This window comes from Acidovorax soli (assembly GCF_014207955.1).
In the GTDB taxonomy this organism is placed as follows: Bacteria; Pseudomonadota; Gammaproteobacteria; order Burkholderiales; family Burkholderiaceae_C; genus Acidovorax; species Acidovorax soli_A.
In genome coordinates, this window is the sequence record NZ_JACHLK010000002.1 from 383888 (window position 1) to 405639 (window position 21752).

Here is a 21752-nt window from a genome sequence, read left to right on the forward strand (position 1 = left end):
CCCTCCCCCTGTTCTGCCAGGATGGCCCATTCTTACACCCGACAGGCCTTGCGCGGTAGCAAAAAATTACATGGGCCGTGCAGGTGGCGGCGTTGTCCTACAAGCCCGCCTCAGGGGAAACGCTTATTGGAGGTGCGCCCGCGCCATGCGGCCCCCCGCCGGCCCTGGGCAGGGTGAAGCGGAAGGCCGCGCCGGGCGCCACCCTGTCCACCAGCGCTATGCGGCTGCCATGCAGCGCCAGGATGCGGTGCGCGATGCGCAGCCCCAGGCCGCCGCCGCGCCGCGCGCCCCCCACGGCGAAGGGCCGCTCGAACAGGCCTTCGCGCAACTCCGGCGCAATGCCGGGCCCGGTGTCCTGCACCTGCACGGCCAGGCCATCCCCTTCCCTGGCCAGTGCCACCGTCACGGTGCCGCCCGGCGGCGTGTGGCGCAGCGCGTTGTCCAACAGGTTCGTCAGCACCCGCTCGATGAGGCCCAGGTCGGCATGTACGGCAGGCAGCTGCGGCGCGATGTCGGCCTGCAGGGCCACCTGGCGCTCCAGGGCCGCCAGCTCGAACTTCTGGAACACGTCCTGCACCAGGTCGGGCATGGCAAAGGGCTCGGCCTCGGGCTGGACGAAGCCATATTCGAGCCGCGCCAGCTCGAACAGGCTCTGCGCCAGTGCCCCCACCTTGCGGCTCTGGTCCAGTGCGATACCCAGGTAGCGCTGGCGCTCGGCCGGCTGCAGCGTGGCGTCCTTGACCAGCAGGGTCTCCAGGTAGCCGTGCAGCGAGGACAGGGGTGTGCGCAGGTCGTGCGAGACATTGGCGATCAGCTCGCGCCGTTCCTGGTCCTGGCGGTTCAGCGCCTGCCATTGCTCGCCGATGCGCGCCACCATCTGGCGGTAGGCCCCGTCCAGCACCGCGATTTCGTCGCGGCTGTCCGGATGGGGTGGTGCCGATGGCGCCGCAGACGGCTCAGGCGGGGTGGCGCCGCTCATGTCGAAGCGGCGCACGGTCTCGGTCAGGCGGCGCAGCGGCCGCGTGATGAGCGTGAAGGCCACCAGGCCGGCCGCCAGGCACAGCAGCGCCACCATGGCGATGGACCAGAGCGCCGTGGTCAGCACGGCATTGGTGGAGCCCTGTGCGGCCACCGCGTCGTGCGCCTCGCCCAGCAGCACCACGTAGATGAAGCCCACGTCGCGCCCATGCACGCGCAGCGGCGCGGCGCTGAAGACCTTGCGCCCTTCCTGGCTGCGCGGGTCGTCGGCCAGGATGGGCAGCGGCGCCCCGTCGATCAGGCGGCGCACGGGGGCCAGGTCCACCCGGTCACGGCGCAGCCGGCCTTCGGGCGCGGCATGCCCGGCGATGCGGCCGTCGGGCCCGAGCAGGTAGACCTCCACACTGGGGTTGACCGCCATGAGCTGGTTGAACAGCTGGCGCACGGCACCGGGCATGAGGCCGTCGGCGTCGGTGAGCTGGGCATCGCGCGCAATGCTCGCGGCCAGGTCGCGCGACAGGCCTTGCACCACCTCCAGCTCGTGCATGCGGTTGGAGCGCACCTGCATCCAGGCCGAGGTGCCGCTGCACACGAGCAGCAGCACGGCGAACACCAGCGACAGCCGCTGGGTCAGCGTGAGCCTCATGGGGTCTCCCCGGCAAATTTGTAGCCCCGGCCCCAGACGGTGAGGATGCGCGCGGGCTGGGCCGGGTCGGCCTCGATCTTGGCGCGCAGGCGGTTGATGTGGGTGTTGACCGTGTGCTCGTAGCCCTCGTGCTGGTAGCCCCAGACGGCGTTGAGCAGGTCCATGCGCGAGAACACCTTGTCCGGCTGGCGGGCAAAGAAATAGAGCAGGTCGAATTCGCGCGGCGTCAGCTCCAGCCGCTGGCCGGCCAGGCGGGCCTCGCGCGCCACCGGGTCCATGGCCAGGCCGGCCACCGACAGGCTGCCCGCCTGCTGGCGCGCATTCTGCGCCATGGCCTCGGCCCGGCGCAGCAGGGCGCGCACCCGGGCCACCAGTTCGAGCACCGAGAACGGCTTGGGCAGGTAGTCGTCGGCACCGATCTCCAGGCCCAGGATGCGGTGCACCTCGCTGGCCCGCGCGCTGATGATGATGATGGGCACATAGCGCGCCATGGCGCGGGCGCGGCGGCAGATTTCCAGGCCGTCCACGCCCGGCAGCATCAGGTCCAGCACCAGCGCATCCCAGTCACCGCCGCGTTCCAACTGGGCCATTCCCTCGTCGCCCCGGGCGCAATGCACGACCTGCAGGCCTTCATCGCGCAGGTGCATGGACAGCAGGTCGGCGATGTGGGCATCGTCTTCGACCAGCAGCACGCGTTTGGGAGGGGGTGTGGACATGGGTGGATCAGGCGGGCAAACGGATGCCCGCATTGTGCGCAATCCGCACCTGCCGAGTTATCACGAATTTTTGAAGTTTGCGTGAGGACTTGGCGATGGGCGCGAACCTAAGCTGTGCCCCATCTACCGACCGAGGACGCCCATGACACCGACCCGCCGCCATCTTCTGTTCACCGGCACTGCCAGCGCCCTGGGCCTGGCCGCCGTGTTCTCGCACCGCCAGGCCCCGGCCGCCGGCAGCAGCGAGGTGTTCGAAGTGACCCTGACCGACGCCCAGTGGCGCGCCAAGCTCACACCCCAGCAGTACGCCGTGCTGCGCCAGGAAAGCACCGAGCGCCCGGGCAGCAGCCCGCTCAACAAGGAGCACCGCGCCGGCACCTTCACCTGTGCGGGCTGCGCGCTGCCGCTGTTTTCCTCCACCACCAAGTTCGACAGCGGCACCGGCTGGCCCAGCTTCTGGAAGCCGCTGGACAAGGCCGTGGCCACGCGCACGGACCGTACTTTCGGCATGGCGCGCACGGAGGTGCACTGCCGCCGCTGTGGCGGCCACCTGGGCCATGTGTTCAACGACGGGCCCCAGCCCACGGGCCTGCGCTACTGTATGAACGGCCTGTCGCTCCAGTTCACACCTGGCGCCGCCTGAGGAGAGACCTGCCATGCTGCTCATTCTTCTGGCCTATCTGGGCGGGGTGCTGACCATCGTCAGCCCCTGCATCCTGCCCGTGCTGCCCTTTGTCTTCTCGCGCGCCAGCCAGCCCTTTGTGCGCAGCGGCCTGCCGCTGCTGGCGGGCATGGCGCTGACCTTTGCGGCCGTGGCCACGCTGGCCGCCGTGGGCGGCGGCTGGGTGGTGGCCGCCAACCAGTATGGGCGCTGGGCGGCGCTGGTGCTGTTGGCGGTGTTCGGCCTGGCGCTCCTGTGGCCCGGTCTCTCCGCCCGGCTGGCACGCCCCCTGGTGGCCGCTGGCGACAGGCTGTCGCAGACGGCCCAGGGCGATGGGCAGCCGCGCGTGGGCGCCTCGCTGTTGCTGGGCGTCGCCACGGGCCTGCTGTGGGCACCCTGCGCCGGGCCGGTGCTGGGCCTGATCCTCACGGGCGCGGCGCTGCAAGGCGCGAGCGTGGGCACTACCCTGCTCTTGCTGGCCTATGCGGCGGGGGCGGCCACCTCCATGGCAGCCGCCCTGCTGCTGGGCGGCCGGGTGTTCGCCGCGCTCAAGCGCTCGCTGGGTGTGGGCGAGTGGGTGCGCCGTGGTCTGGGCGGTGCGATGCTGGCCGGTGTGGCTGCGATTGCGCTGGGCCTGGACACCGGCGTGCTGGCGCGCCTGTCGACCGCGTCCACCGGGGGCATCGAGCAGGCCCTGGTGGACCGGCTCGGCGGCGAACCCCACGGGGGCGGCGCCATGGCCATGAGCGGCGGCCCCTCGATGATGATGCAGGCCGGCGGCGCCATGATGGCTGCTGCCGACGGGGCCGGCCCTTCCATGGTGGCGACCAAAGGCCAGGGCACCGGATCCCTGCCCGACCAGGGCGAGGTGCCCTCGCTCGACGGTGCCGTGCAATGGCTCAACTCCCCGCCGCTCACCACCGCCGGCCTGCGCGGCAAGGTGGTGCTGGTGGATTTCTGGACCTACTCGTGCATCAACTGCCTGCGCGCCATGCCCTACGTGAAGGCCTGGGCCGAGAAGTACAAGGACCAGGGCCTGGTGGTGGTGGGCGTGCACGCGCCCGAGTTCGCCTTCGAGCGCGATGCCGCCAATGTGGGCAAGGCCGTGCGCGACCTGGGCATCACCTACCCCGTGGCGATCGACAACAACTACGCCATCTGGCGCGCCTTCCAGAACCGCTACTGGCCTGCGCACTACCTGATCGATGCCCAGGGCCGCATGCGCTACCACCATTTCGGCGAAGGCAACTATGCCGAGTCGGAACGCGCCATCCAGCAGCTGTTGCGCGAAGCCGGCAGCGCCGCCCCGGCACAGGACGGGCTTACCCAGGTGGCCGGCCAGGGCGTGCACCAGCCTGCCGACCTCAAGACGGTGCGCTCGCACGAGACCTACCTGGGCTATGAGCGGGCCGAGAATTTTGCCTCGGCAGAACCTGCCGTGCGCGACCAGGCCAAAACCTACACAGCACCCGCCCAGCCGGCACTCAATGCCTGGGGCTTGGCCGGCCAGTGGACGGTGGGTGCCGAGCGCGCCACGCTCTCCGGCGGCAGCGGCCGCATCGTCTACCGCTTCCAGGCCCGCGACCTGCATCTGGTGCTGGGGCCGGGCGCGGGCGGCAAGCCGGTGCGCTTCAAGGTCACGGTCGATGGCCAGCCTCCGGGTGCTGCGCACGGCACGGATGTGGCCGCCGACGGCACAGGCACGGTGACCGACCAACGCCTGTACCAGCTCGTGCGCCAGGGCGGCGACATCCGTGAACGCACCTTCAGCATCGAGTTCCTGGATGCCCCTGTCGATGCCTATGCCTTTACCTTTGGCTGAACGCAACCCGTCACACTCTCTCCACCTTCCGAAAAAGGCTCTCCACCATGGCAACCACCACCCCTTCCTTCCCCAGCCGGCGCAGCCTGCTGCAGCTTCTGGCCGGCGGCGCCACGCTGACCGGCGGCGCCCTGCTTTTCCAGAACCTGGCCCACTCGGCCGAAGACGCCGTGGTGATCCCCGCGCCCGCGCAGGATGTTCCTGCGGGCAGCACCAAGCTGGAAAAGGCCATCTTCGCCGGTGGCTGCTTCTGGGGCGTACAGGGCGTGTTCCAGCATGTCAAGGGGGTGCACAAGGCCGTGTCGGGCTACAGCGGCGGTTCGGCCGCCACGGCCAGCTACAACCTGGTGAGCAGCGGGCGCACCGCGCATGCCGAGTCGGTGGAGATCAGCTACGACCCTGCCCAGGTGAGCTATGGGGCGCTGCTGCAGATCTTCTTTTCGGTGGTGCACGACCCGACCCAGCTCAACCGCCAGGGGCCGGACACGGGCCCGCAGTACCGCTCGGCCATCTTCGCGGCCAGCCCCGAGCAGGACAAGGTGGCGCGTGCCTACATCGCCCAGCTCGACACACTCAAGGTGTACAAGAAACCCATCGTGACCCGGGTGGAAAGCGACCCGAGCTTTTTCCCGGCCGAGGCCTACCACCAGGATTTCCTGACCGAGAACCCGCGCCACCCCTACATCGTGATCAACGACCTGCCCAAGGTGGCCCACCTCAAGCGGCTGTTTGCCAGCCGCTACCGGGCCGAGCCCGCGTTGGTCAAGCGCGCGGCCTGACCGGCTCAGACAGTGCTGTAGCACGGCAAGGCGAACCACGACGTTAGCCGGTGTCGTGTCAGTTATCAATTGCGCTGTGCGCCACTCACGACGATTGAAACTGGCGCGGCCCAAGCCAGTGCCCCCGCGCAAGGGCCGCCCCGCCGCGCTGGGGGCGTCCCCCTCCCGACTCGCGCAGCGAGGAGAGAGAGGGAAGGCGCGAAGCGACTCAGGGGGTGTTTCACTTCAGGCCCGTCGGCCGCGTCCCCCGGCCTTGGCCTGGTAGAGCATGGCATCGGCGCTGGCGACCAGGCCCCGCCAGCCCTGGTCGCCGCCCCTGCCCAGGGCCACGCCCACGCTGGCACCGAGCGCGAGGACAAGGCTCCCTGTACGGAAGGGCGCGTGCGCCGCCTCGACGACCTTGTCCGCCACGGCATCGGCGTGGGCCTTCTCGCGCACGCCCGACAGCACGATGGCGAACTCGTCCCCACCGAGCCGGGCCACGGCGTCGGTGGGACGCACTGCGGCCTGCAGGCGCTGGGCGAACTGGCGCAGCACCTCGTCGCCCACCGGGTGCCCGTGGGTGTCGTTGATCGGCTTGAAGCGGTCCAGGTCGATGTACAGCAGCGCCAGGCCGGCCGCATCGCCCTCCTGCGCCTTGTGCTGCAGGTAGCGCTCGAATCCCGCCCGGTTGAGCACGCCGGTCAGCGCGTCGCGCTCGCTGAGCATGAGCAGACGGTGGGCTTCCTCGCGGTGTTCGGTGATGTCCTGGGCAATGCCCACGAAGCCTTCCACCGCGCCGTCGTCCACGCGCAGTGGAATGTACGAGATGGCCAGGTGCCGGTTGTGCGCCCGGCCCGCGTATTCCTTCTCGAAGTTCACGGTCTCGCCAGCCAGCACGCGCTGCACCCAGGGCAGGCTGCGCTGGTATTCCTCTTCGCCCAGCACCTCGGGCAGCGTCAGGCCCACGATCTGCCCGCGCGGGCGCCCGCACCACAGCTCGAAGGCACGGTTGGCAAAGCGGTAGTGCCCATCGGCCCCCACCACCGCCACCACGGCGGGAATGGTCTCGGCAATCGAATGCAGGGTGCTGGTCTGCAGCAGCAGCTGCTGGCGCGCCGCGACTTCGGCCGAGATATCGCGCATCACGGCCGAGTAGCGCGAGACGCGCCCCTGGGCGTCGCGGTGGGCGATGACCATGTGGTCCACCGGCACGATGCGCCCGCCCTCGCCCAGCACGGTGGTTTCTCCCACCCAGACGCCGTCGCGGATCACCTTCTCGATGATTTCCTCGCGGTGGCGCCGGTTGGTCTCTTCGGTGTTGAACTGCTCGTAGTCGTAGTGCTGCACCGGGGCATCGAGCGCGATGCCCAGCCCGCGGCGGGCCGCGGCGTTGAGGTACTGGACCTTGCCGCGCCAGTCGGTCTGCACGATGAAATCGGTGGTGTTGTCGAAGATGTCGGTGATTTCGCGCAGCCTGCGCTCCGTGGCCTTGCGCTCGGTGACATCGATGCCGATGGTGAAGACCCCCTTGGTGCGGCCATCGGCCCCGGTGTCGGGGATGAGCTGGCTTTCGATGGTGCGGACCTGGCCGATGGCCTCTTCCTTGAATTCGAAGCGCTGGGGCGTGCCAGCCAGGGCCGCCTCGAAGGCCTGTGCCACGTCGGGATCGTCGGGACGGCTGAGCAACTGGGCGCGCGTGCGCCCAAGGATCTCCTCGCGCGGCCGGCCAAAGCGCTCGCTCTGGCGCTGGTTGACAAAGCGGTAGCAGCCTTGTGCGTCCACGTAGGAGATGCGCAGGGGCAGGTTGTCGGTGATTTCGCGCACGAAGCGCTCGCTCTCGGCCAGGCGCCGCTCCAGGGCCTTGCGCTCGGTGATGTCCTGCAGCGCACCCACCAGGCGCCGCGGCTCGCCATGGGTGTCGTGCTCGGTCTCGCCCACGGCGCGCACACAGCGGCGCCGGCCGCTGGCCGTGACCAGCTCCAGCTCCAGGTCGAAGGCGTGGGGCTGGCTGTTGCCCTTGCCGGCCATGGCCTCCTGCAGCAGCCGCGCGGCCTCGGGTTCATAGAACGAGAGCACCGAGTCCAGTGTGGGCTGGTAGTCGGGTTCCACGTCGTGGATGCGGCGCATGCCATCGGACCAGCGCACCCCCAGCGTGTGGAGATCGAGCTCCCAGCCGCCCACCCCGGCCACCCGGCCGGTGCGTGCCAGGAAATCCTCACTCGCCTGCAGGGCCGCCTCGGCCTGCTTGCGTTCGGTGATGTCGCGCCCCACGGAATGCAGCAGGCGCTCGCCGCCCGGCCCCACTTGCACCTGGTTGGTCCAGGCCATCCATTTTTCGGTGCCGTCCGGGGTGAGCATGCGGTTCTCGCCAAAGGTCACCTGCTCGGTGGCCATGATCTGGGCGATGCGCTCGCGCACGGTCTCGCGGTCCGCCGGTGCCACGTAGTGGTACAGGCTGGTCCCCAGCATTTCATCGATGCCAAGGCGGAAAACCCGGGGGTAGGCGGGATTCAGGTAGACCAGGGTGCCATCGGCGCGGGCCAGCGACACCAGTTCCGCCTGCTCTTCGACCAGGCTGCGGTGCTGGGCCTCGCTCGCGGCCAGGGCCTTCTGGTAGCGGCGCTGCCCCGCCAGCAGTTGCACGATCTGCACCCCGCAGAGCAGCACGAACAGCACCAGTGCGGCCACGGTTCCGGTGGCCAGGCGCCGGCTCTGGACGCTGCCCTCGGCCACGGCCAGGTTCAGGCGGTCGCGTTCGGCGCGGATGGCATCGAGCACCGCATGGATGTGGCTGCGTGCCTGGTCCATATAGGTTGCCCCCATGTCGGTGCGCACCAGGCGCAGGGCCTCCTCGGGCGAGCTGGCGTCATGGGCATGCAGTGTCTCCTGCAGTTCGGCAAGCTTGAGGCGGATGGCTTCCCGCGCCTGGGCGGCCCGGGCCGGCACCTGGGCGTCCTTGAGCGGAATGCTGTCCAGGCCCTTGAGCTGGCCGGGCATGCGTTCCAAGGCCGCATGGTAGGGCGCGAGGTAGCTCGACTGCCCTGTGAGCAGGTAACCGCGCTGCCCGGTCTCGGCATCGCTGAGCGAGACCAGCACGGTCTGCAGCATGCGCAAGCGGTTGGACAGGTCGGCCTGCAGCGTGGCGCGCAGCCGGTTCTCGTCGGCCTGCTGGGCGAACAGCACGGTGCCTGCCACCAGCGCCAGCAGCGAGATGGCGAGCGCCGCCGTGGTCAGGTACAACCGCCGGCCGGTTGCGGGCACGCTCGGCTGGAGCGCCTGGTCCATTGCTTCCCACTCCTTGTCATCTTGGATCGGCCCGGGCTTGCCATGCCAAGCCGGGCCTTGTGGGAAGATCGTAGCGGGAAAAACGGCCTGTCCGGCTCGGGTGAAGCGAGGATGCGGCCTTTGCAAGAAAACTGGCATTCAGCGCCCGTCTCAGGGGCGTCGCTGCGCAAGGCGCTGGCCTGCTTTACTTGAGCCACTTGCGCTGGGGCCGCGGCTGCACGGTGATGTCCACCGTCTTGTGCACACCGGGCTGTCCGGTGGCCGGGTCGGTCTCGACCACGTCTTCGAGGTCGATGTCCTGCACCTCGGTGTGGGTCTCCTCCTCCAGCTCTTCCAGGATGTTGTCGACCTTGCGTTCGGCCTTGTCGACTTCGGATTGCGGGAGCGGGGTGATGCGGCGCATGGGCGACTCCGGGGAGAAATGCCCCATTCTTGCCAGCCCATGCGCCCTGCCCTGTCATCCATTGCCGATGGATGGTGTCGTTCAAAAGTCGAATTTGGCCGACAGCTCCAGGGTGCGCCCGGGCGCCAGCAGCACCTGGCTGGTGGCCCGACCGGCGTAGCTGGCGTAGAGCTTGTCCGTGAGGTTGCGCACGCGCAGGGTCAAGAGGGCCGGCTTGAGGCGGTAGCTGGCCGCGATGTCGGCCGTGGTGTGGCCGTTGATGCGGATCTGGTTGGCATTGTCCGTGTACATGGGGCCGGTGTGGTTGATGGACAGGTACAGGTCCAGCGGCACCTCCTTGAAGCGGTAGTTGGCGAACAGGTTGGCCACGCGCTCGGGCACATTGGGCGGGGTGTTGCCCACGCGCGAGACCCCACCCGCCTCCACCAGCGAGTCGAAGCGTGCGTCGAGCGCGGCCACATTGCCCGACAGGGTGAGCTGCTTGGTAGCGCGCCAGGCCGCGGAGAGCTCAACCCCGCGCGAGGACTGGCTGCCGTTGTTCACCGTGAGGTTGGCGTTGTTGGCGTCGCGCGAGAGCACATTGTCCAGCGAGATGTGGTAGGCCGCGGCCGTCCATTCCACCTCGCCCGCACTCTGCTTGAAGCCCACTTCGAACTGCTTGCCCTTGGATTGCGGGAAGGCCGCATTGCCGGCGGACAGCAGGAACAGCGAACCCACGGGGATGGTGGCATTGGTGTACTGCGCGTAGACCGATGAGGCCGCAGACAGGTCGTAGACCGTACCCAGCCGCACCGAGTTGGACGTGTACTTCGTGCCGAAGGCGGCGAAGCTGCCCAGGTTGAGGTCGGTGACACTGCGGTCCACGTCCACGCGGTCATGGCGCAGGCCGCCGACCAGGGTCCACCCCGCCGCGGGCTTGAGCGAACTTTCGGCAAACACCGAGGTGCTGCGCACATCCGCCGTGAAGTTGGTGCGGTTGCCGCCGCCGGCCATCAGGGCCGGATCGTCGTTGTAGTAGCCGGTGCTGGTGCCCAGCAGAGGTACCTGCAAGGCGGCATTGGTGCTGGCCGAGCCGTTGGAGAAGCGGCGTGTGTTGTCGAAGTCGGTCTTGCTCACCTCGCCACCCAGTACCAGCTTGTGGGCCATGCCCGCCAGCCGGCCTTCGTGTGAGGCGTCGAGCCGGTTGGACAGGTAGTGCTGGTCGTGCGCGATCTGGGTCTGGTCGCGCGTGATGGAGCCCGGCGCGCTGAAGACGGCGCTTTCGGAGTTGCGCCACAGACGGTCCACCTTGTTGGCCGTGAATTCGTTGCGCAGCGTCCATTCAGGCGTCACGCGGCTGGTGACGCGGGCGCGCAGCCAGTAGGCCTCGGAACCATTCCTGTCGTCGAGCACGTTGTAGTTGCGCTGGGCGATGCGCCGGTCGATCACCCGGCCATCGGGCGTGCTGACCACGCTGGTCGGCTGGGTGGACAGGCTGCCCGGGATCAGGGGCGTGCCCCAGTAGGCATGGCCCTCGTCGCGCGAGTAGTCGAAGGACAGGTCCAGCCGCGTGGCGCGCGCCACGTCGAAGGACAGGCCCGTGGTCAGGTGTTCCAGTTGCTCGCTGTTGCGCGCGATGGTGCCAACGCGTGTGTCATTGCGGCTGTAGTCGAGCCGGTAGGCGCCGGTCTCGCCCACGGCACCGCCCAGCCCCACGGCGGCGCGCGTGGAGCCGTAGCTGCCATAGGACAGCAGGGCCTCGCGCCCGGGGTTGTGGCGGTCGGGCCGTTTGGCCTGGAAGTTGACGATGCCGCCGATGGCGCTATCGCCCTGCAGCACCGAGGCCGGGCCCTTGAGCACCTCGATGCGCTCGTAGTTCCAGGTGTCTTCCACCCGGTTGGTCACGCCCGCGCCCGACATGCGCACGCCGTCGTACAGGTAGAGCACATTGGTGAAGCCGCGCAGCGACAGCGTGGTGGGCGACGATGGCGGCCCGCCGCCGGCCATGCCGGCAGTGCTGCGCAGGGCCTCGCTCAGGGTGCGGGCGCCGCGCTCCTGCATCAGGTCCTGCGAGAGGATTTCCACCGAGGCCGGCGTTTCGCGCAGCGTGAGGCCCAGGCGCGAGGCGCTGCTGCTCTTGTTGTCCAGTTGCAGGCTGTCGCGGTCTTGCCCTGTGCGGATGTCGACGGAGGGCAGCTCGGCCTCGACCGTCTGGGCCAGCCCGCCCTGCAGGGCGGCCGCGGCGGCCAGCGCCACGGCGCTGCGCTTCAATGGTGTCATGGTGTTGTCTTTCTGGGGTTTGGAAAAATGGGGAGCAGGGTCAGACCACGCGGTAGCGGCGCAGACGCCAGCCGGCCAGGCCCAGCAGCACCAGCGTGGGCAGCAGCAGTTGCAGCACGGCCCGCGCGGCCTGGGCCTGCACGGCGCCCTGCCCCTCCTCGTGCCAGCGGAAGGCGGGGATGCGCGCGAAGTCGGCCTCGGCCAGGGCCAGCCCGCCGTCGATACGGGGGTAGAAGAAGTCTTTCCAGGCCTGGTGGTAGCTGGCAACCTGCGCCAGAAACCAGGCGTTGCGGCTGTGCCCTGTGCCGGCGAGTGCGGTGATGCCTTCGTAGGCCACCGCAGCGGGCGAGATGGCGGACCAGCGCACCACCAGTGCCTGCTGGCGCGCCTGCTGTGCGTCGAAGCGGTCCAGCTCGGGCCGCAGGGTCTCGTCCACCTGGCGCTGTATGCGGTAGTTGGCCATGGCGCGGCCGCTCATGGCCAGGCGGCCGTCCCGGGGCACCAGCGTGTCGGGTTGGTCCACATGCGTGTAGTCGGTGGCCAGCAAGGTGGCGTTGTGCGACATGGCCTGGGCCGTGACCACCCGGGTGCGGGCCGCCAGCTCGGCGCGCGAGGGGGCCGGGCTGGCCTGGGTCACGGCGATGTTGAGCAGCACCGGCGCCACCAGCACGAGCACCACCCAGCCGATGACCAGCACCATGGCGTTGGTGGCCGACGACCAGCCGAAGGCATTGACCGCCACCACCGCCGTGAACCAGAACAGCGCATAGGCGCCCACCACCAGCGCCCACCACAGGGTGGCGCCGGGCGCGGCCAGGGCCTGGGGCCGGGCGATGAGCAGCACCGCCAGCGGCACCAGCACCGCGGCCCCGAGCAGCACGGCCGCGCGCACGGCGATCTTGGCCGCCACCAGCGTGGGCAGCGCCAGCGGCTGCGAGAGCAGCAGGCGCAGCGTGCCGTCTTCGCGCTCGCCCGACAGCAGGTTGTAGCTGAGCGCGAAGATCAACAGCGGCAGCAGGTAGACCACGACGAAGGCCAGATCGAAATGCCCGCTTTGCAGATGCCAGGGGTTTTCGATGTCGTTGTTGTGCAGGAGGTTGACCTTGCTCTGGTGCGTGACCTTGAACTGCGCGGGGAACAGGTCGGTCTGCCCCAGGGCCACGGGCGCCAGCGGCGCGCTGGGCATCACGGCATGCTGCGCTCCCAGGCCGCCCGCCATGTTGGCGGGGTTGGCCGGGTTGCCGAAGGGCGTGGGCACCTCGGTGCCGGCCATGATGCGGCCCAGCTGTGCCAACTGACCTGCACGGGCCTGCCCGTCGGCCGCCACCAGGGCGGCCTGGGCCTGGTCGCGCTGGTGCGTTTGCAGCATGCCGTTGAACAGCGCATAGCCCACGAGCAGCAGAAACAGGCCGCCGACCAGCCACAGGCTGCGGTCACGCAGCAGCAGGCGCAATTCCTGCCGGGCGACGAGAAGAAAACGGGGGGATGGGTTCACAGCCAGCTCCTATATCGCCCGCTGCCGTGCGACGGCAATCCAGGCAAAAGCCACGGCCAGCGCCAGGCTGGCGCACAGCACCAGCGCGCTGCCCCCGCCCCGGGCCAGGGCCCAGCCGGCGCTGGGCGCGTGGTAATCGAAAGCCGGCACCCGCGCCCAGAGCGCGGGGCTGGCCTGGTAGGCGAAGTGCTGGTGGCCCAGCGGGTCGGCGTGGTCCACCAGGTCCTGGCTCACGATGTCCTGGATCAGGCGGCGGTGGCGCTCGGCAGCGGTGGTGAAGTCGCGGTGGTGCGCGAAGTCCGTGCCGGCCATGGTGCTCGAAAAGCTGCGCACGGCCAGCAGCGGCAGCAGCAGGCCGCCGGCTTCCTGCACGGCCTGCTGCTGCTCCCAGGTGTCCCACAACCGGCCGAAGTGGCGGTCGTATACGGCGTAGCTGGCCTGGTCGTCGAGCTTGAGGGCAATGCCCCATTTATTCAGCGGCACGTCCTTGCTCCACCGTTCGGTGGTGCCGAAGGCCTGCATCCAGGTGCGGTCGGACGTGGCCTTGAGGTCGGCCGCCAGTGCCTGGTTGAATTCGAGCCGCGTCGGACTGGGAAAGATGGCGCGCGAGAGCTCGGACAGCACGCGCGGCGCCACCACGGCATTGGCGATCCACAGCGCCAGCAGCGCGGTGATGGCCACGCGCGAGCTGCGCGAGGCGGCCGACACCGCGAGCGTGAGGAACACGAAGATGCCCAGGTACAGCGCATAACCCAGCGCCAGCCCGGCAAAGCGCAGCAGGGCATCCAGGCGCTCTCCGCTGCCTGCAGAGAAGGCCACGGCCACCGCCGCGATCAGCGCGGCCGGCACCAGCAGCACCGCCAGGGCCATGGCCAGCGCCAGCGCCTTGCCCCACAGCAGGCGCAGCGGCGGCACACCCAGGCTCAGGGTCTGGCGCAGCATGCCTTGCTCGCGTTCGCCCGCAAAGGCATTGAAGCCCAGCACCACCACCAGCAGCGGCCCCAGCACCTGCAGGATCCAGCCCACCGAGAGGTCGCCAAAGCGCTGCAGGCCCGTGGCGTCCTGCGCGGGGCGGAATTTCACCTCGCTCTGCCGGTGCGCCTGCAGCCACACGGTGCTGCCGATGTAGGGGTTGATGCCCGGGTCGACCAGGGCCAGCGCCGCGTCGGGCTTGAAGGCATGCATGCCCTGGTGCGCAGCGTCGTGCGGGTGGCGTGCGCCCTGGGCCAGCCAGTCCTTGTAGTCCGAGCTTTGCGCGGCGGCCTGCTCGGCGCGGGCCTCGCGCTGGTGGCTTGCGCCCACGGCCAGGGCCGTGAGCAGCAGCAGGGCGACCAGACCGCCGGCCCAGTACAGGCGGCCGTCGCGCAAGCGCTCGCGCAGGTCCTTGAAGGCGATGCGCCAGATCATTCTGTGCCCCGCATGTGCTGCAGGTACAGGGCCTGCAGGTCGGTGTCGTTGATCTGCGCGGCGTCGAGGTTCTCCACCAGGCGCCCCTGCTTCATGATGCCGATGCGCGTGGCCGTCTGCCTGGCGTGGAACAGGTCGTGCGTGGTCGCGAGGATGGCCACGCCCGCCTCGCTCGCCTGCTGCAGCAGGCCGGTGAAATCGGCGGCGGCATGCGGGTCCAGGCCCGAGGTGGGCTCGTCCAGCAGCAGGGCCTTGGCCTCCTTGGCCAGCGCCACGGCGATCCAGATCTTCTGGCGCATGCCCTTGGAGTACGCGGCCACGCGCTTGTCGGCAGCGCTGGCGTCCAGCCCCACCTGGGCCATCAGCTCCAGCAGGCGCGCACGCGGCGGCGCCTCGCCCAGCGCCAGCGCGGCGAAGTAGCGCAGGTTCTCCAGCCCCGTCAGCGTGCCGTAGAGGTTGACCTGCTCGGGGATGTAGGCCAGGTAGTGCTTGGTGGCCACGGGTTCGCGCGTGACGTCCACCCCGTGCACCAGGGCCTGGCCGCCATCGGGGGCGATGAAGTTCAGGAACAGGTTGACCGTGGTGGTCTTGCCCGCGCCGTTGGCGCCCAGCAGGCAGTAGATCTCGCCCGGGCGGATGCACAGGTCGAGCGGGTGCAGGGCGATCTGGTCGCCGTAGCGTTTGGTGAGGCCTATGGCTTCGAGCACAGGGGGTCCTTCCATCGGAGATGGCGGTCTGGGGGAATCGGGGTGGCTGGCGCCGGGGGGGCGGTGCCGTTGGCAGGACCCGGGCGATCCCGTCAGTTCGGGCTCAGCCTGGCGTCGCAAGTCATAAATGATAATGCGTTATCAATATCAATTGCAACAGGTGCAAGAAATTACGCTCGGGGTGCGGGCCGGAGTACGTGCCCGATAATGGGTTCTCAACAACAGCCCCACGGCACCCCCAACTTCATGGAACGATCGACCCGGCAGCGCGCCGCCATCCTGGCGGCGATCGCAGACGCCCAGCGCCCCCTCACGCCGCAGGAGGTGCTGGAGAGCGCGCGCGAAACCGTGCAGGGCCTGGGCATGGCCACGGTCTACCGCAACATCAAGGCCTTGCTCGAGGATGGATCGCTGCAGGCCGTGCAGCTACCCGGTGAAAGCCCGCGCTACGAGCCGGCCGAGCACGAGCATGGGCACCACCACCACCATTTCCAGTGCACGGTGTGCTCACGCGTGTTCGACGTGCACGACTGCCCGGGCGACCTGGCCGGCATGGCGCCCAAGGGTTTCACGGTGGAGCGGCACGAGCTGACGCTGTATGGCCGCTGCGCGGACTGTGCAAAGGTGGCGCCGCCGAAGGCCGGGAGCAAGCCCCCTGTGGCCACCAGAAAAGCTGGCTAGGCAGAGTCCCCTCGGGCCGCTTGGGAGCATCCTGCGGGGCCAGGCCCATTGGCCCATCCTTTGCCGTGGCAAGATTCGACGTCACAGTCAGAGTCACTGGAGGGTCCCCCATGCTGATCAATTGCGTTGCCTACGAAAACGGTTCCAAAGTGGCCGATATCCCTGTTGCCGACATCAGCGAGTACATCGCCAGGCCCGGGTGCTTCGTGTGGGTTGCGCTGGCCGATGCGACGCCCGAGGAACTGGCCGAGATGCGCGAGGAGTTCGGCCTCCATGAACTGGCCGTCGAGGATGCGCACCACGGCCACCAGCGCCCCAAGGTCGAAGAGTACGGCGCGTCCCTCTTCGTCGTGATGCATTTGCTGGAGCCCGAACCCGGCAGGCCAGGCCATTTCAACGAGGGCGAGGTCGATGTCTTTGTCGGCCCGAACTACGTGCTGTCGGTTCGCAACCGCAGCAAGCAGGGTTTTCTGGGCGTGCGGGACCGCTGCGAGAGGGAGCCCGACCTGCTGCGCCACGGCTCGGGCTTTGTTCTGTATGCGCTCATGGATGCGGTGGTCGATCGCTACTTTCCCATCATCCACGCCCTGGAGCTGGAACTGGAGAAGATCGAGCACCAGATCTTCACCCAGAAGGCCGCCCGCGACAGCATCGAGCAGCTGTACAACCTCAAGCAACGCGTCATGCTCCTCAAACACGCGGTTTCGCCGCTCGTGGAAGGGGTGGGCAAGCTGCACGGTGGGCGCGTACCCCAGATCTGCATGGGGTCGCAGGAGTACTTTCGGGACGTCGTGGACCACCTCGTGCGCATCAACGGCTTGATCGACGGCATGCGCGACACCATCGGAACGGCCATCCAGGTGAACCTGTCCATGGTGACCATCGAAGACAACGAGATCACCAAGCGCCTCGCGTCCTGGGCCGGTATTTTCGCGATCTGCACGGCCTTTGTGGGCATTTGGGGCATGAACTTCGAGCACATGCCGGAGCTCAAGTGGCGCTATGGCTATCCGGCCGCGTTGCTGCTCATCTTCAGTGTCTGCTCCTATGTCTATTATCGATTTCGCAAGGCCGGGTGGCTCTAGCCATCCTTGCTGGCGTACAGGGTCACCACGCAGGCCCCGCCCAGCCCCAGGTTGTGCTGCAGCGCCGTGCGCGCCCCGGGAACCTGCCGCTCCTGCGCGCTGCCGCGCAGCTGGTGCGTGAGCTCGTAGCATTGGGCCAGGCCCGTGGCACCCAGTGGGTGGCCCTTGGACAGCAGCCCGCCCGAGGGGTTGGTCACCACCTGGCCGCCATAGGTGTTGTCGCCCGCATCGATGAAGGCCGCGGCCCCGCCCGGCGGGCACAGGCCCAGGGCCTCGTAGCTGATGAGTTCGTTCTGGGCGAAGCAGTCGTGCAGCTCCACCACGTCCAGATCCTGGGGGCCGATGCCGGCCTGCTCGTAGACCTTGCGCGCGGCCTCCTGCGTCATGCCGTAGCCCACCAGGCGCATCATGTCGTGGCTGTCGAAGGTGTCGGGCCGGTCCGTGGTCATGGCCTGGGCGGCGATGAACACATCGGTGCGCAAGCTTTTCTTCTTCGCAAAGGCCTCGGACACCAGCACCGCCGCGGCCGCGCCGCAGGTCGGCGGGCAGGCCATGAGCCGGGTGAGCACGCCGGGCCAGAGCATGGGGGCGTCCATCACGTCCTGCACCGACAGCTCCTTGCGCAGCAGGGCCAGCGGGTTGCGTGCCGCATGCCGGCTGGCCTTGGCGCGCACTTTGGCAAAGGCTTCGAGCGGCGTGCCGTACTGGCGCATGTGGCTCTGCCCCGCCCCGCCAAAGTAGCGCAGCGCCAGCGGCAGCTCGGGCACGCCGGCCAGGGCCTCGGCCTCGCGGTCGAAGTCCTCGAAGGGGCTGGGCCGGTCGTTGAACACGGTGCCGATGGCGCCCGGGTTCATCTGCTCGAAGCCCAGGGCCAGCACGCAGTCGGCCGCGCCGCTTTCCACCGCCTGGCGCGCCAGGAACAGTGCCGTCGAGCCGGTCGAGCAGTTGTTGTTGACGTTGAAGACCGGAATCCCCGTCATCCCCAGGCCGTAGACAGCCTTCTGCCCGCTGGTGGAATCCCCATAGACATAGCCCACGTACGCCTGTTCGATGGCGCCGTAGGCGACGCCTGCGTCTTCCAGCGCCAGCCGGCCAGCCTGCGCGGCCATCACCGGGTAGGGTTCGCTGGCGCCGGGTTTGGCGAAGGGCACCATGCCCACGCCTGCGATGAATGCCTTGTGTGACATGGATGGCTTTCTCTCTCAGCGCGCCAGCACGGTGGCACGGATGTCCTTCTTGAGCACTTTGCCCACCTTGGAGCGCGGCAGGTCGGGCCAGATCTCCACCTGCTTGGGCGCCTTCACGCTGCCGATGCGCGCCTTGGTGAAGGCGATCACCTCCTCGGGCTGCACCGTGCGTCCCGGCCGCAGCTGCAGCACGGCCACCACCCGCTCACCCCACTTGTCGTCGGGCAGGCCGATGACGGCGCCGTCCTGCACATCGGGGTGCTGCATCAGCGCCTGCTCGACCTCGACCGAGTAGACATTGAAGCCGCCGGTGATGATCATGTCCTTGGCGCGGTCCACAATGAAAAGGTAGCCATCGGCATCCACCCGGCCGATGTCGCCCGTGTGGTGCCAGCCGCCCTGCCCTGCCTCGGCCGTGGCCTCGGGGTTTTGGTAGTAGCCCATCATCACCAGCGAGCTGCGCACCACGATTTCGCCAGTCTCGCCGCGCGGCAGCAGCCGGCCTTCGCCGTCCATGGTGGCCACCTGCACCAGCGGGCCGGGCCGGCCGGCGCTCGCCAGGCGCTCGCGCGCCACAGTGCCGTCGGCATGGAAATGCTCGCGCGGGGACATCATGGAGATCATCATCGGTGCCTCGGTCTGGCCGAAGAGCTGGGCCATCACCGGGCCGATGGCCGTGAGCGCCTCTTCGAGCCGCGCCGCCGAAATCGGCGCCGCCCCGTACCAGAAGCACTGCAGCGAGTCGAGCCGCGTGCTGGCCAGCTTCTCGTGCTGCAGCAGCATGTAGATCAGCGTGGGCGGCAGGAAGGTGTGGGTCACCCCGTGCCGCTCCACCAACGCCAGGAACTCGCCCAGGTCGGGCTTGGGCATGATGACGATGCGCCCGCCCAGTGCCATCACCGGCAGGCAGAGCACGCCGGCGGCATGGGTGAGCGGCGCGAGGGCCAGGTACACGGGCCGGCCGTCGAAGGGGTAGCCCATGAGCGTGAGGGCGGACATGGTCTCCAGGTTGCGGCCCGAAAGCATCACGCCCTTAGGCTGGCCCGTGGTGCCGCCGGTGCCGGCGATCATGGCCAGGTCGTCCACGGTGGCAATGTCCACGGGGTCGTCGTTCACCCCCTCCACCCACTGCGCCCACGACGGCGCCCAGCCCAGGGCCGCATCCAGGCAGACGAACTGGCGCACCTTGGGCAGCTCTGCGCGCATCTGCTCCACCATGGGCGCGTAGGCGCTGTGGAAGATCAGGCAGCTGCAGTCGAAAGCGTCGAGCACGTAGCGGTTCTCTGCCGCCTCGTTGCGCGGGTTCACCGGGCACCACACGGCAGCGGCACGCGAGATGCCGAACACGCAGGCAAAGGCCAGCGCATCGTTGCTGGAGAGCACGGCCACCTTGTCGCCCGGCGCAATGCCCGAACGCTGCAGTGCCCGCGCCACGCGGTGGCTGGTGCGCTGCACCTCGCCGTACGAGAGGTCGGCCGTGCCCATGGTCAGGCACGGCGCGTCCTCGCCTAGCATGGCCCCCTTGTCGAGGTAGTCGATCAGGCGCATTGGGGGGCGCCTGATCAGTGCTGCACCGTGAGCACGGGCGGCTGCACCAGGCCGAAGCTGCGCAGCACGCCCAGCAGCTCGTGGTGGCCGAAGGCCTGGCAGCCCGAGGCAAAGCCCACGCGGCGCGGTGCCTGCTGCAGCAGATAGGCCGCGGCATAGGCCTGCATCAGCCCGGTCTGCTTGTAGTTGCAGTTGCCGTAGATGACGCAGTGCGCGCGCCCCAGCGGGCCCGAGGCATGCACCGAGTCCACCGACTTGTTGATGCGCGGGTTCTCGCGCGGCGGCATGCTGCCCATCACGCTGGCGGCCGTCTGCGCCAGGGCGGCGTAGCGGTCCTCCTCGTTCATGCCCTCGGTGGCCTTGAGCGCGGCGGCCACGATCTGCGGCACGCCCAGCATCAGCGGCTTGTTGAACACGCCACCCAGCACCTTGACGTTGGCCACCCGCGGGTCCTTCTTGAACCACACGGGGTGCGAGGTGCCGCCCCAGGGCAGTGCCAGCGCCGTCTCGTGCTGGCCGGGGATGGCCAGGCTGTACAGGCCGGCGTCGGGCTGCCATTCGACGTACTGGTTCTGCTCCAGGAAGTAGGCTTTGGAGGTGGCAGCGTTGACCAAAATGGTCTGGGTGGAGGCCACCGTCGGGCTGCCGCCCCAGAAGACCGCGATGTCCAGGGTATCGAGGCCCGGAGTCTCCAGGCACAGCTGGGCGGCGATTTCGCCCGTGGTGTACATCTGCGCCAGGCCGGGCGAGAGCAGCAGGCCGGCGGCGGCGAAGCGTGCGCCGTACTCGGCCTCCAGGGTGATCAGCCAGTCCTGCTCGCCCGTGGTGTCGGTGTAGTGGCACTTCGTGGCCAGGCAAGCCTGCGCCACCTCGTGGCCGAACTTGGCGAAGGGGCCCACGGTGTTGAGCACCACGCTGGCGCCGTCGAACAGCGCACTGAGCGCCTCCACCGTGTGCGCCACCTCCACCACCTCGTAGCTGGCGGTTTCGATGCCGGGCACGTGCGATTTCATCGCATCGTCGAGTTTTTCCTTGCTGCGGCCGGCCGCGATGAAGGGGATGTTGTACTCGCGCAGGTACTCGCAGACCAGCCGGCCGGTGTAGCCGGAGGCGCCGTAGACCACGACGGGTTTCTTGCTGCTGCTTTTGCTCATGTTCTTGTCTCCTGGTGTGCCGCTCACATGCCCATGCCGCCATCGACCGGCAGGCCCGCGCCGGTGATGAAGCGCGAGGCGTCTGAGCACAGGAAGACCACGGCGTCGGCCATGTCGGCCACCTCGCCCAGGCGGCCCGCGGGCGTCTGCTCGATGATGGCGCCCACGGCGGCCTCGGGCGATGGGAACAGGCCCGCGGCCACCACGTCGGCAGCGAGCTTCATGCCCATCTCGGTGGGCACCAGGCCCGGGTAGATGCAGTTCACGCGCACGCCGAAGCCGAGCTTGCCCGACTCCATGGCCGCCACGCGGGTGAGCCGGTCCACGGCCGACTTGGTGGCCGAGTAGCCCGCGATCGCCGGGAAGGCGATGGTCGCCGCCACCGAGGCGATGTTGACCACCGCCCCGCCCTTGCCCGCGCTGCCGCCCGGGCGCATGGCGCGGAAGGCGTGCTTGAGGCCCAGCGCCGTGCCCACGATGTTCACGTCGAGCATGCGGCGCAGCGATTCGGCCTCGATCTCGGACACCAGGGCCGTGACCTCGATGCCGGCGTTGTTGATGAGGATGTCGAAGCCGCCCAGCGTCTCCTGTGTGGCCTGCACGGCGGTGGCCCAGTCGGCCTCCTGCGTCACGTCGAGCTTGACGAAGCCGGCCTTGGCGCCGCCGGTCACCGGCAGCTTGCCCGCCGTCTCCTGGCCCAGCGACGTGAGCACGTCACCAACCATCACCGATGCGCCCGCGGCCGCCAGTGCCTGGGCCATGCCTTCACCGAGGCCGCGCGCGCCACCGGTGACCAGGGCCTTGCGGCCGGTCAAATCGAACTTCGCCATGTCTTGTCTCCTGGTTTTGGGATCGTTGGCCCCCCGCGTTTTTGCAGGGAACGGAATCGATTCTGGAAATGTGTTGGACAAGTGTCAAGACTTTTTCTTGACACTTGTCATAAATTCAATCGACCCG

General features: G+C 68.9%; 17 protein-coding genes. 5 read left to right on the plus strand and 12 right to left on the minus strand.

Annotated elements, in window-relative coordinates:
* Window positions 1-97: 97 nt before the first annotated feature.
* Together HNP48_RS06285 and HNP48_RS06290 are read right to left on the minus strand one after the other, a co-directional pair.
* Window positions 98-1624, minus strand: a complete 1527-nt coding sequence (locus HNP48_RS06285; RefSeq protein ID WP_184856020.1) for an ATP-binding protein — start codon at window positions 1622-1624, stop codon at window positions 98-100.
* Window positions 1621-2340, minus strand: a complete 720-nt coding sequence (locus tag HNP48_RS06290; RefSeq protein ID WP_184856021.1) for a response regulator transcription factor — start codon at window positions 2338-2340, stop codon at window positions 1621-1623. Before HNP48_RS06290 ends, HNP48_RS06285 begins: the two co-directional genes overlap by 4 nt.
* A 142-nt stretch (window positions 2341-2482) precedes the next feature.
* Here HNP48_RS06290 and msrB point away from each other — a divergent pair, with 142 nt between their 5' ends.
* The 3 genes from msrB to msrA are packed head-to-tail and all read left to right on the plus strand — an operon-like array spanning window position 2483 to window position 5602.
* Window positions 2483-2983, plus strand: coding sequence for a peptide-methionine (R)-S-oxide reductase MsrB (gene msrB / locus HNP48_RS06295; protein ID WP_184856022.1), 501 nt, complete (start codon window positions 2483-2485; stop codon window positions 2981-2983).
* A 13-nt stretch (window positions 2984-2996) separates the two neighbouring features.
* On the plus strand, window positions 2997-4823 hold the full coding sequence (locus tag HNP48_RS06300) for a cytochrome c biogenesis protein DipZ (protein WP_184856023.1): 1827 nt from the start codon (window positions 2997-2999) through the stop codon (window positions 4821-4823).
* A gap of 47 nt (window positions 4824-4870) precedes the next feature.
* On the plus strand, window positions 4871-5602 hold the full coding sequence (gene msrA / locus HNP48_RS06305; RefSeq protein ID WP_184856024.1) for a peptide-methionine (S)-S-oxide reductase MsrA: 732 nt from the start codon (window positions 4871-4873) through the stop codon (window positions 5600-5602).
* Window positions 5603-5827: 225 nt separating this feature from the next.
* On the opposite strand, the gene HNP48_RS06310 is transcribed toward msrA, so the two are convergent.
* The 6 genes from HNP48_RS06310 to HNP48_RS06335 all read right to left on the minus strand — a co-directional run bounded on the left by HNP48_RS06310 (window position 5828) and on the right by HNP48_RS06335 (window position 15140).
* Window positions 5828-8869, minus strand: coding sequence for a PAS domain S-box protein (locus tag HNP48_RS06310; RefSeq protein ID WP_184856025.1), 3042 nt, complete (start codon window positions 8867-8869; stop codon window positions 5828-5830).
* 184 nt (window positions 8870-9053) lie between these two features.
* Window positions 9054-9272: a hypothetical protein gene (locus HNP48_RS06315; RefSeq protein WP_184856026.1), complete on the minus strand. Its 219-nt coding sequence runs from the start codon at window positions 9270-9272 to the stop codon at window positions 9054-9056.
* A gap of 81 nt (window positions 9273-9353) precedes the next feature.
* Window positions 9354-11531: a TonB-dependent siderophore receptor gene (locus HNP48_RS06320; RefSeq protein ID WP_184856027.1), complete on the minus strand. Its 2178-nt coding sequence runs from the start codon at window positions 11529-11531 to the stop codon at window positions 9354-9356.
* Between the two features lie 40 nt (window positions 11532-11571).
* Window positions 11572-13032 (minus strand): ABC transporter permease subunit, encoded by a 1461-nt coding sequence (locus HNP48_RS06325; protein ID WP_221480136.1) that lies wholly within the window; start codon window positions 13030-13032, stop codon window positions 11572-11574.
* Window positions 13033-13035: 3 nt separating this feature from the next.
* Window positions 13036-14433 carry an ABC transporter permease subunit gene (locus tag HNP48_RS06330; protein ID WP_184856029.1) on the minus strand — a complete coding sequence of 466 codons (1398 nt, stop codon included), beginning with the start codon at window positions 14431-14433 and terminating at the stop codon, window positions 13036-13038.
* Window positions 14430-15140 (minus strand): ABC transporter ATP-binding protein, encoded by a 711-nt coding sequence (locus HNP48_RS06335; RefSeq protein ID WP_184856515.1) that lies wholly within the window; start codon window positions 15138-15140, stop codon window positions 14430-14432. The genes HNP48_RS06330 and HNP48_RS06335 overlap by 4 nt, the downstream gene beginning before the upstream one ends.
* Window positions 15141-15386: 246 nt before the next feature.
* On the opposite strand from HNP48_RS06335, the gene HNP48_RS06340 reads away from it, so the two are divergent.
* Window positions 15387-15821, plus strand: coding sequence for a Fur family transcriptional regulator (locus HNP48_RS06340; RefSeq protein ID WP_184856030.1), 435 nt, complete (start codon window positions 15387-15389; stop codon window positions 15819-15821).
* A 110-nt stretch (window positions 15822-15931) separates the two neighbouring features.
* Window positions 15932-16906, plus strand: coding sequence for a magnesium and cobalt transport protein CorA (locus HNP48_RS06345; RefSeq protein WP_184856031.1), 975 nt, complete (start codon window positions 15932-15934; stop codon window positions 16904-16906).
* Here the strand turns inward: HNP48_RS06345 and HNP48_RS06350 are convergent.
* Genes HNP48_RS06350 through HNP48_RS06365 form a run of 4 tightly spaced genes read right to left on the minus strand, consistent with a single transcriptional unit; the run spans window position 16903 to window position 21625 of the window.
* Window positions 16903-18093: a lipid-transfer protein gene (locus HNP48_RS06350; RefSeq protein ID WP_184856032.1), complete on the minus strand. Its 1191-nt coding sequence runs from the start codon at window positions 18091-18093 to the stop codon at window positions 16903-16905. The genes HNP48_RS06345 and HNP48_RS06350 overlap by 4 nt on opposite strands.
* A gap of 15 nt (window positions 18094-18108) precedes the next feature.
* Window positions 18109-19641 (minus strand): long-chain fatty acid--CoA ligase, encoded by a 1533-nt coding sequence (locus tag HNP48_RS06355; RefSeq protein ID WP_184856033.1) that lies wholly within the window; start codon window positions 19639-19641, stop codon window positions 18109-18111.
* Window positions 19642-19655: 14 nt separating this feature from the next.
* Window positions 19656-20795: a DUF5938 domain-containing protein gene (locus HNP48_RS06360; RefSeq protein ID WP_184856034.1), complete on the minus strand. Its 1140-nt coding sequence runs from the start codon at window positions 20793-20795 to the stop codon at window positions 19656-19658.
* A gap of 23 nt (window positions 20796-20818) precedes the next feature.
* Window positions 20819-21625: an SDR family NAD(P)-dependent oxidoreductase gene (locus HNP48_RS06365; protein ID WP_184856035.1), complete on the minus strand. Its 807-nt coding sequence runs from the start codon at window positions 21623-21625 to the stop codon at window positions 20819-20821.
* Window positions 21626-21752 lie beyond the last annotated feature (127 nt).

Coding starts and splice junctions, on each gene's coding strand:
- HNP48_RS06285 (WP_184856020.1), bottom strand. CDS start 1,624: ATGAGGCTCACGCTGACCCAGCGGCTGTCGCTGGTGTTCGCCGTGCTG.
- HNP48_RS06290 (WP_184856021.1), bottom strand. CDS start 2,340: ATGTCCACACCCCCTCCCAAACGCGTGCTGCTGGTCGAAGACGATGCC.
- msrB (WP_184856022.1), top strand. CDS start 2,483: ATGACACCGACCCGCCGCCATCTTCTGTTCACCGGCACTGCCAGCGCC.
- HNP48_RS06300 (WP_184856023.1), top strand. CDS start 2,997: ATGCTGCTCATTCTTCTGGCCTATCTGGGCGGGGTGCTGACCATCGTC.
- msrA (WP_184856024.1), top strand. CDS start 4,871: ATGGCAACCACCACCCCTTCCTTCCCCAGCCGGCGCAGCCTGCTGCAG.
- HNP48_RS06310 (WP_184856025.1), bottom strand. CDS start 8,869: ATGGACCAGGCGCTCCAGCCGAGCGTGCCCGCAACCGGCCGGCGGTTG.
- HNP48_RS06315 (WP_184856026.1), bottom strand. CDS start 9,272: ATGCGCCGCATCACCCCGCTCCCGCAATCCGAAGTCGACAAGGCCGAA.
- HNP48_RS06320 (WP_184856027.1), bottom strand. CDS start 11,531: ATGACACCATTGAAGCGCAGCGCCGTGGCGCTGGCCGCCGCGGCCGCC.
- HNP48_RS06330 (WP_184856029.1), bottom strand. CDS start 14,433: ATGATCTGGCGCATCGCCTTCAAGGACCTGCGCGAGCGCTTGCGCGAC.
- HNP48_RS06340 (WP_184856030.1), top strand. CDS start 15,387: ATGGAACGATCGACCCGGCAGCGCGCCGCCATCCTGGCGGCGATCGCA.
- HNP48_RS06345 (WP_184856031.1), top strand. CDS start 15,932: ATGCTGATCAATTGCGTTGCCTACGAAAACGGTTCCAAAGTGGCCGAT.
- HNP48_RS06350 (WP_184856032.1), bottom strand. CDS start 18,093: ATGTCACACAAGGCATTCATCGCAGGCGTGGGCATGGTGCCCTTCGCC.
- HNP48_RS06355 (WP_184856033.1), bottom strand. CDS start 19,641: ATGCGCCTGATCGACTACCTCGACAAGGGGGCCATGCTAGGCGAGGAC.
- HNP48_RS06360 (WP_184856034.1), bottom strand. CDS start 20,795: ATGAGCAAAAGCAGCAGCAAGAAACCCGTCGTGGTCTACGGCGCCTCC.
- HNP48_RS06365 (WP_184856035.1), bottom strand. CDS start 21,625: ATGGCGAAGTTCGATTTGACCGGCCGCAAGGCCCTGGTCACCGGTGGC.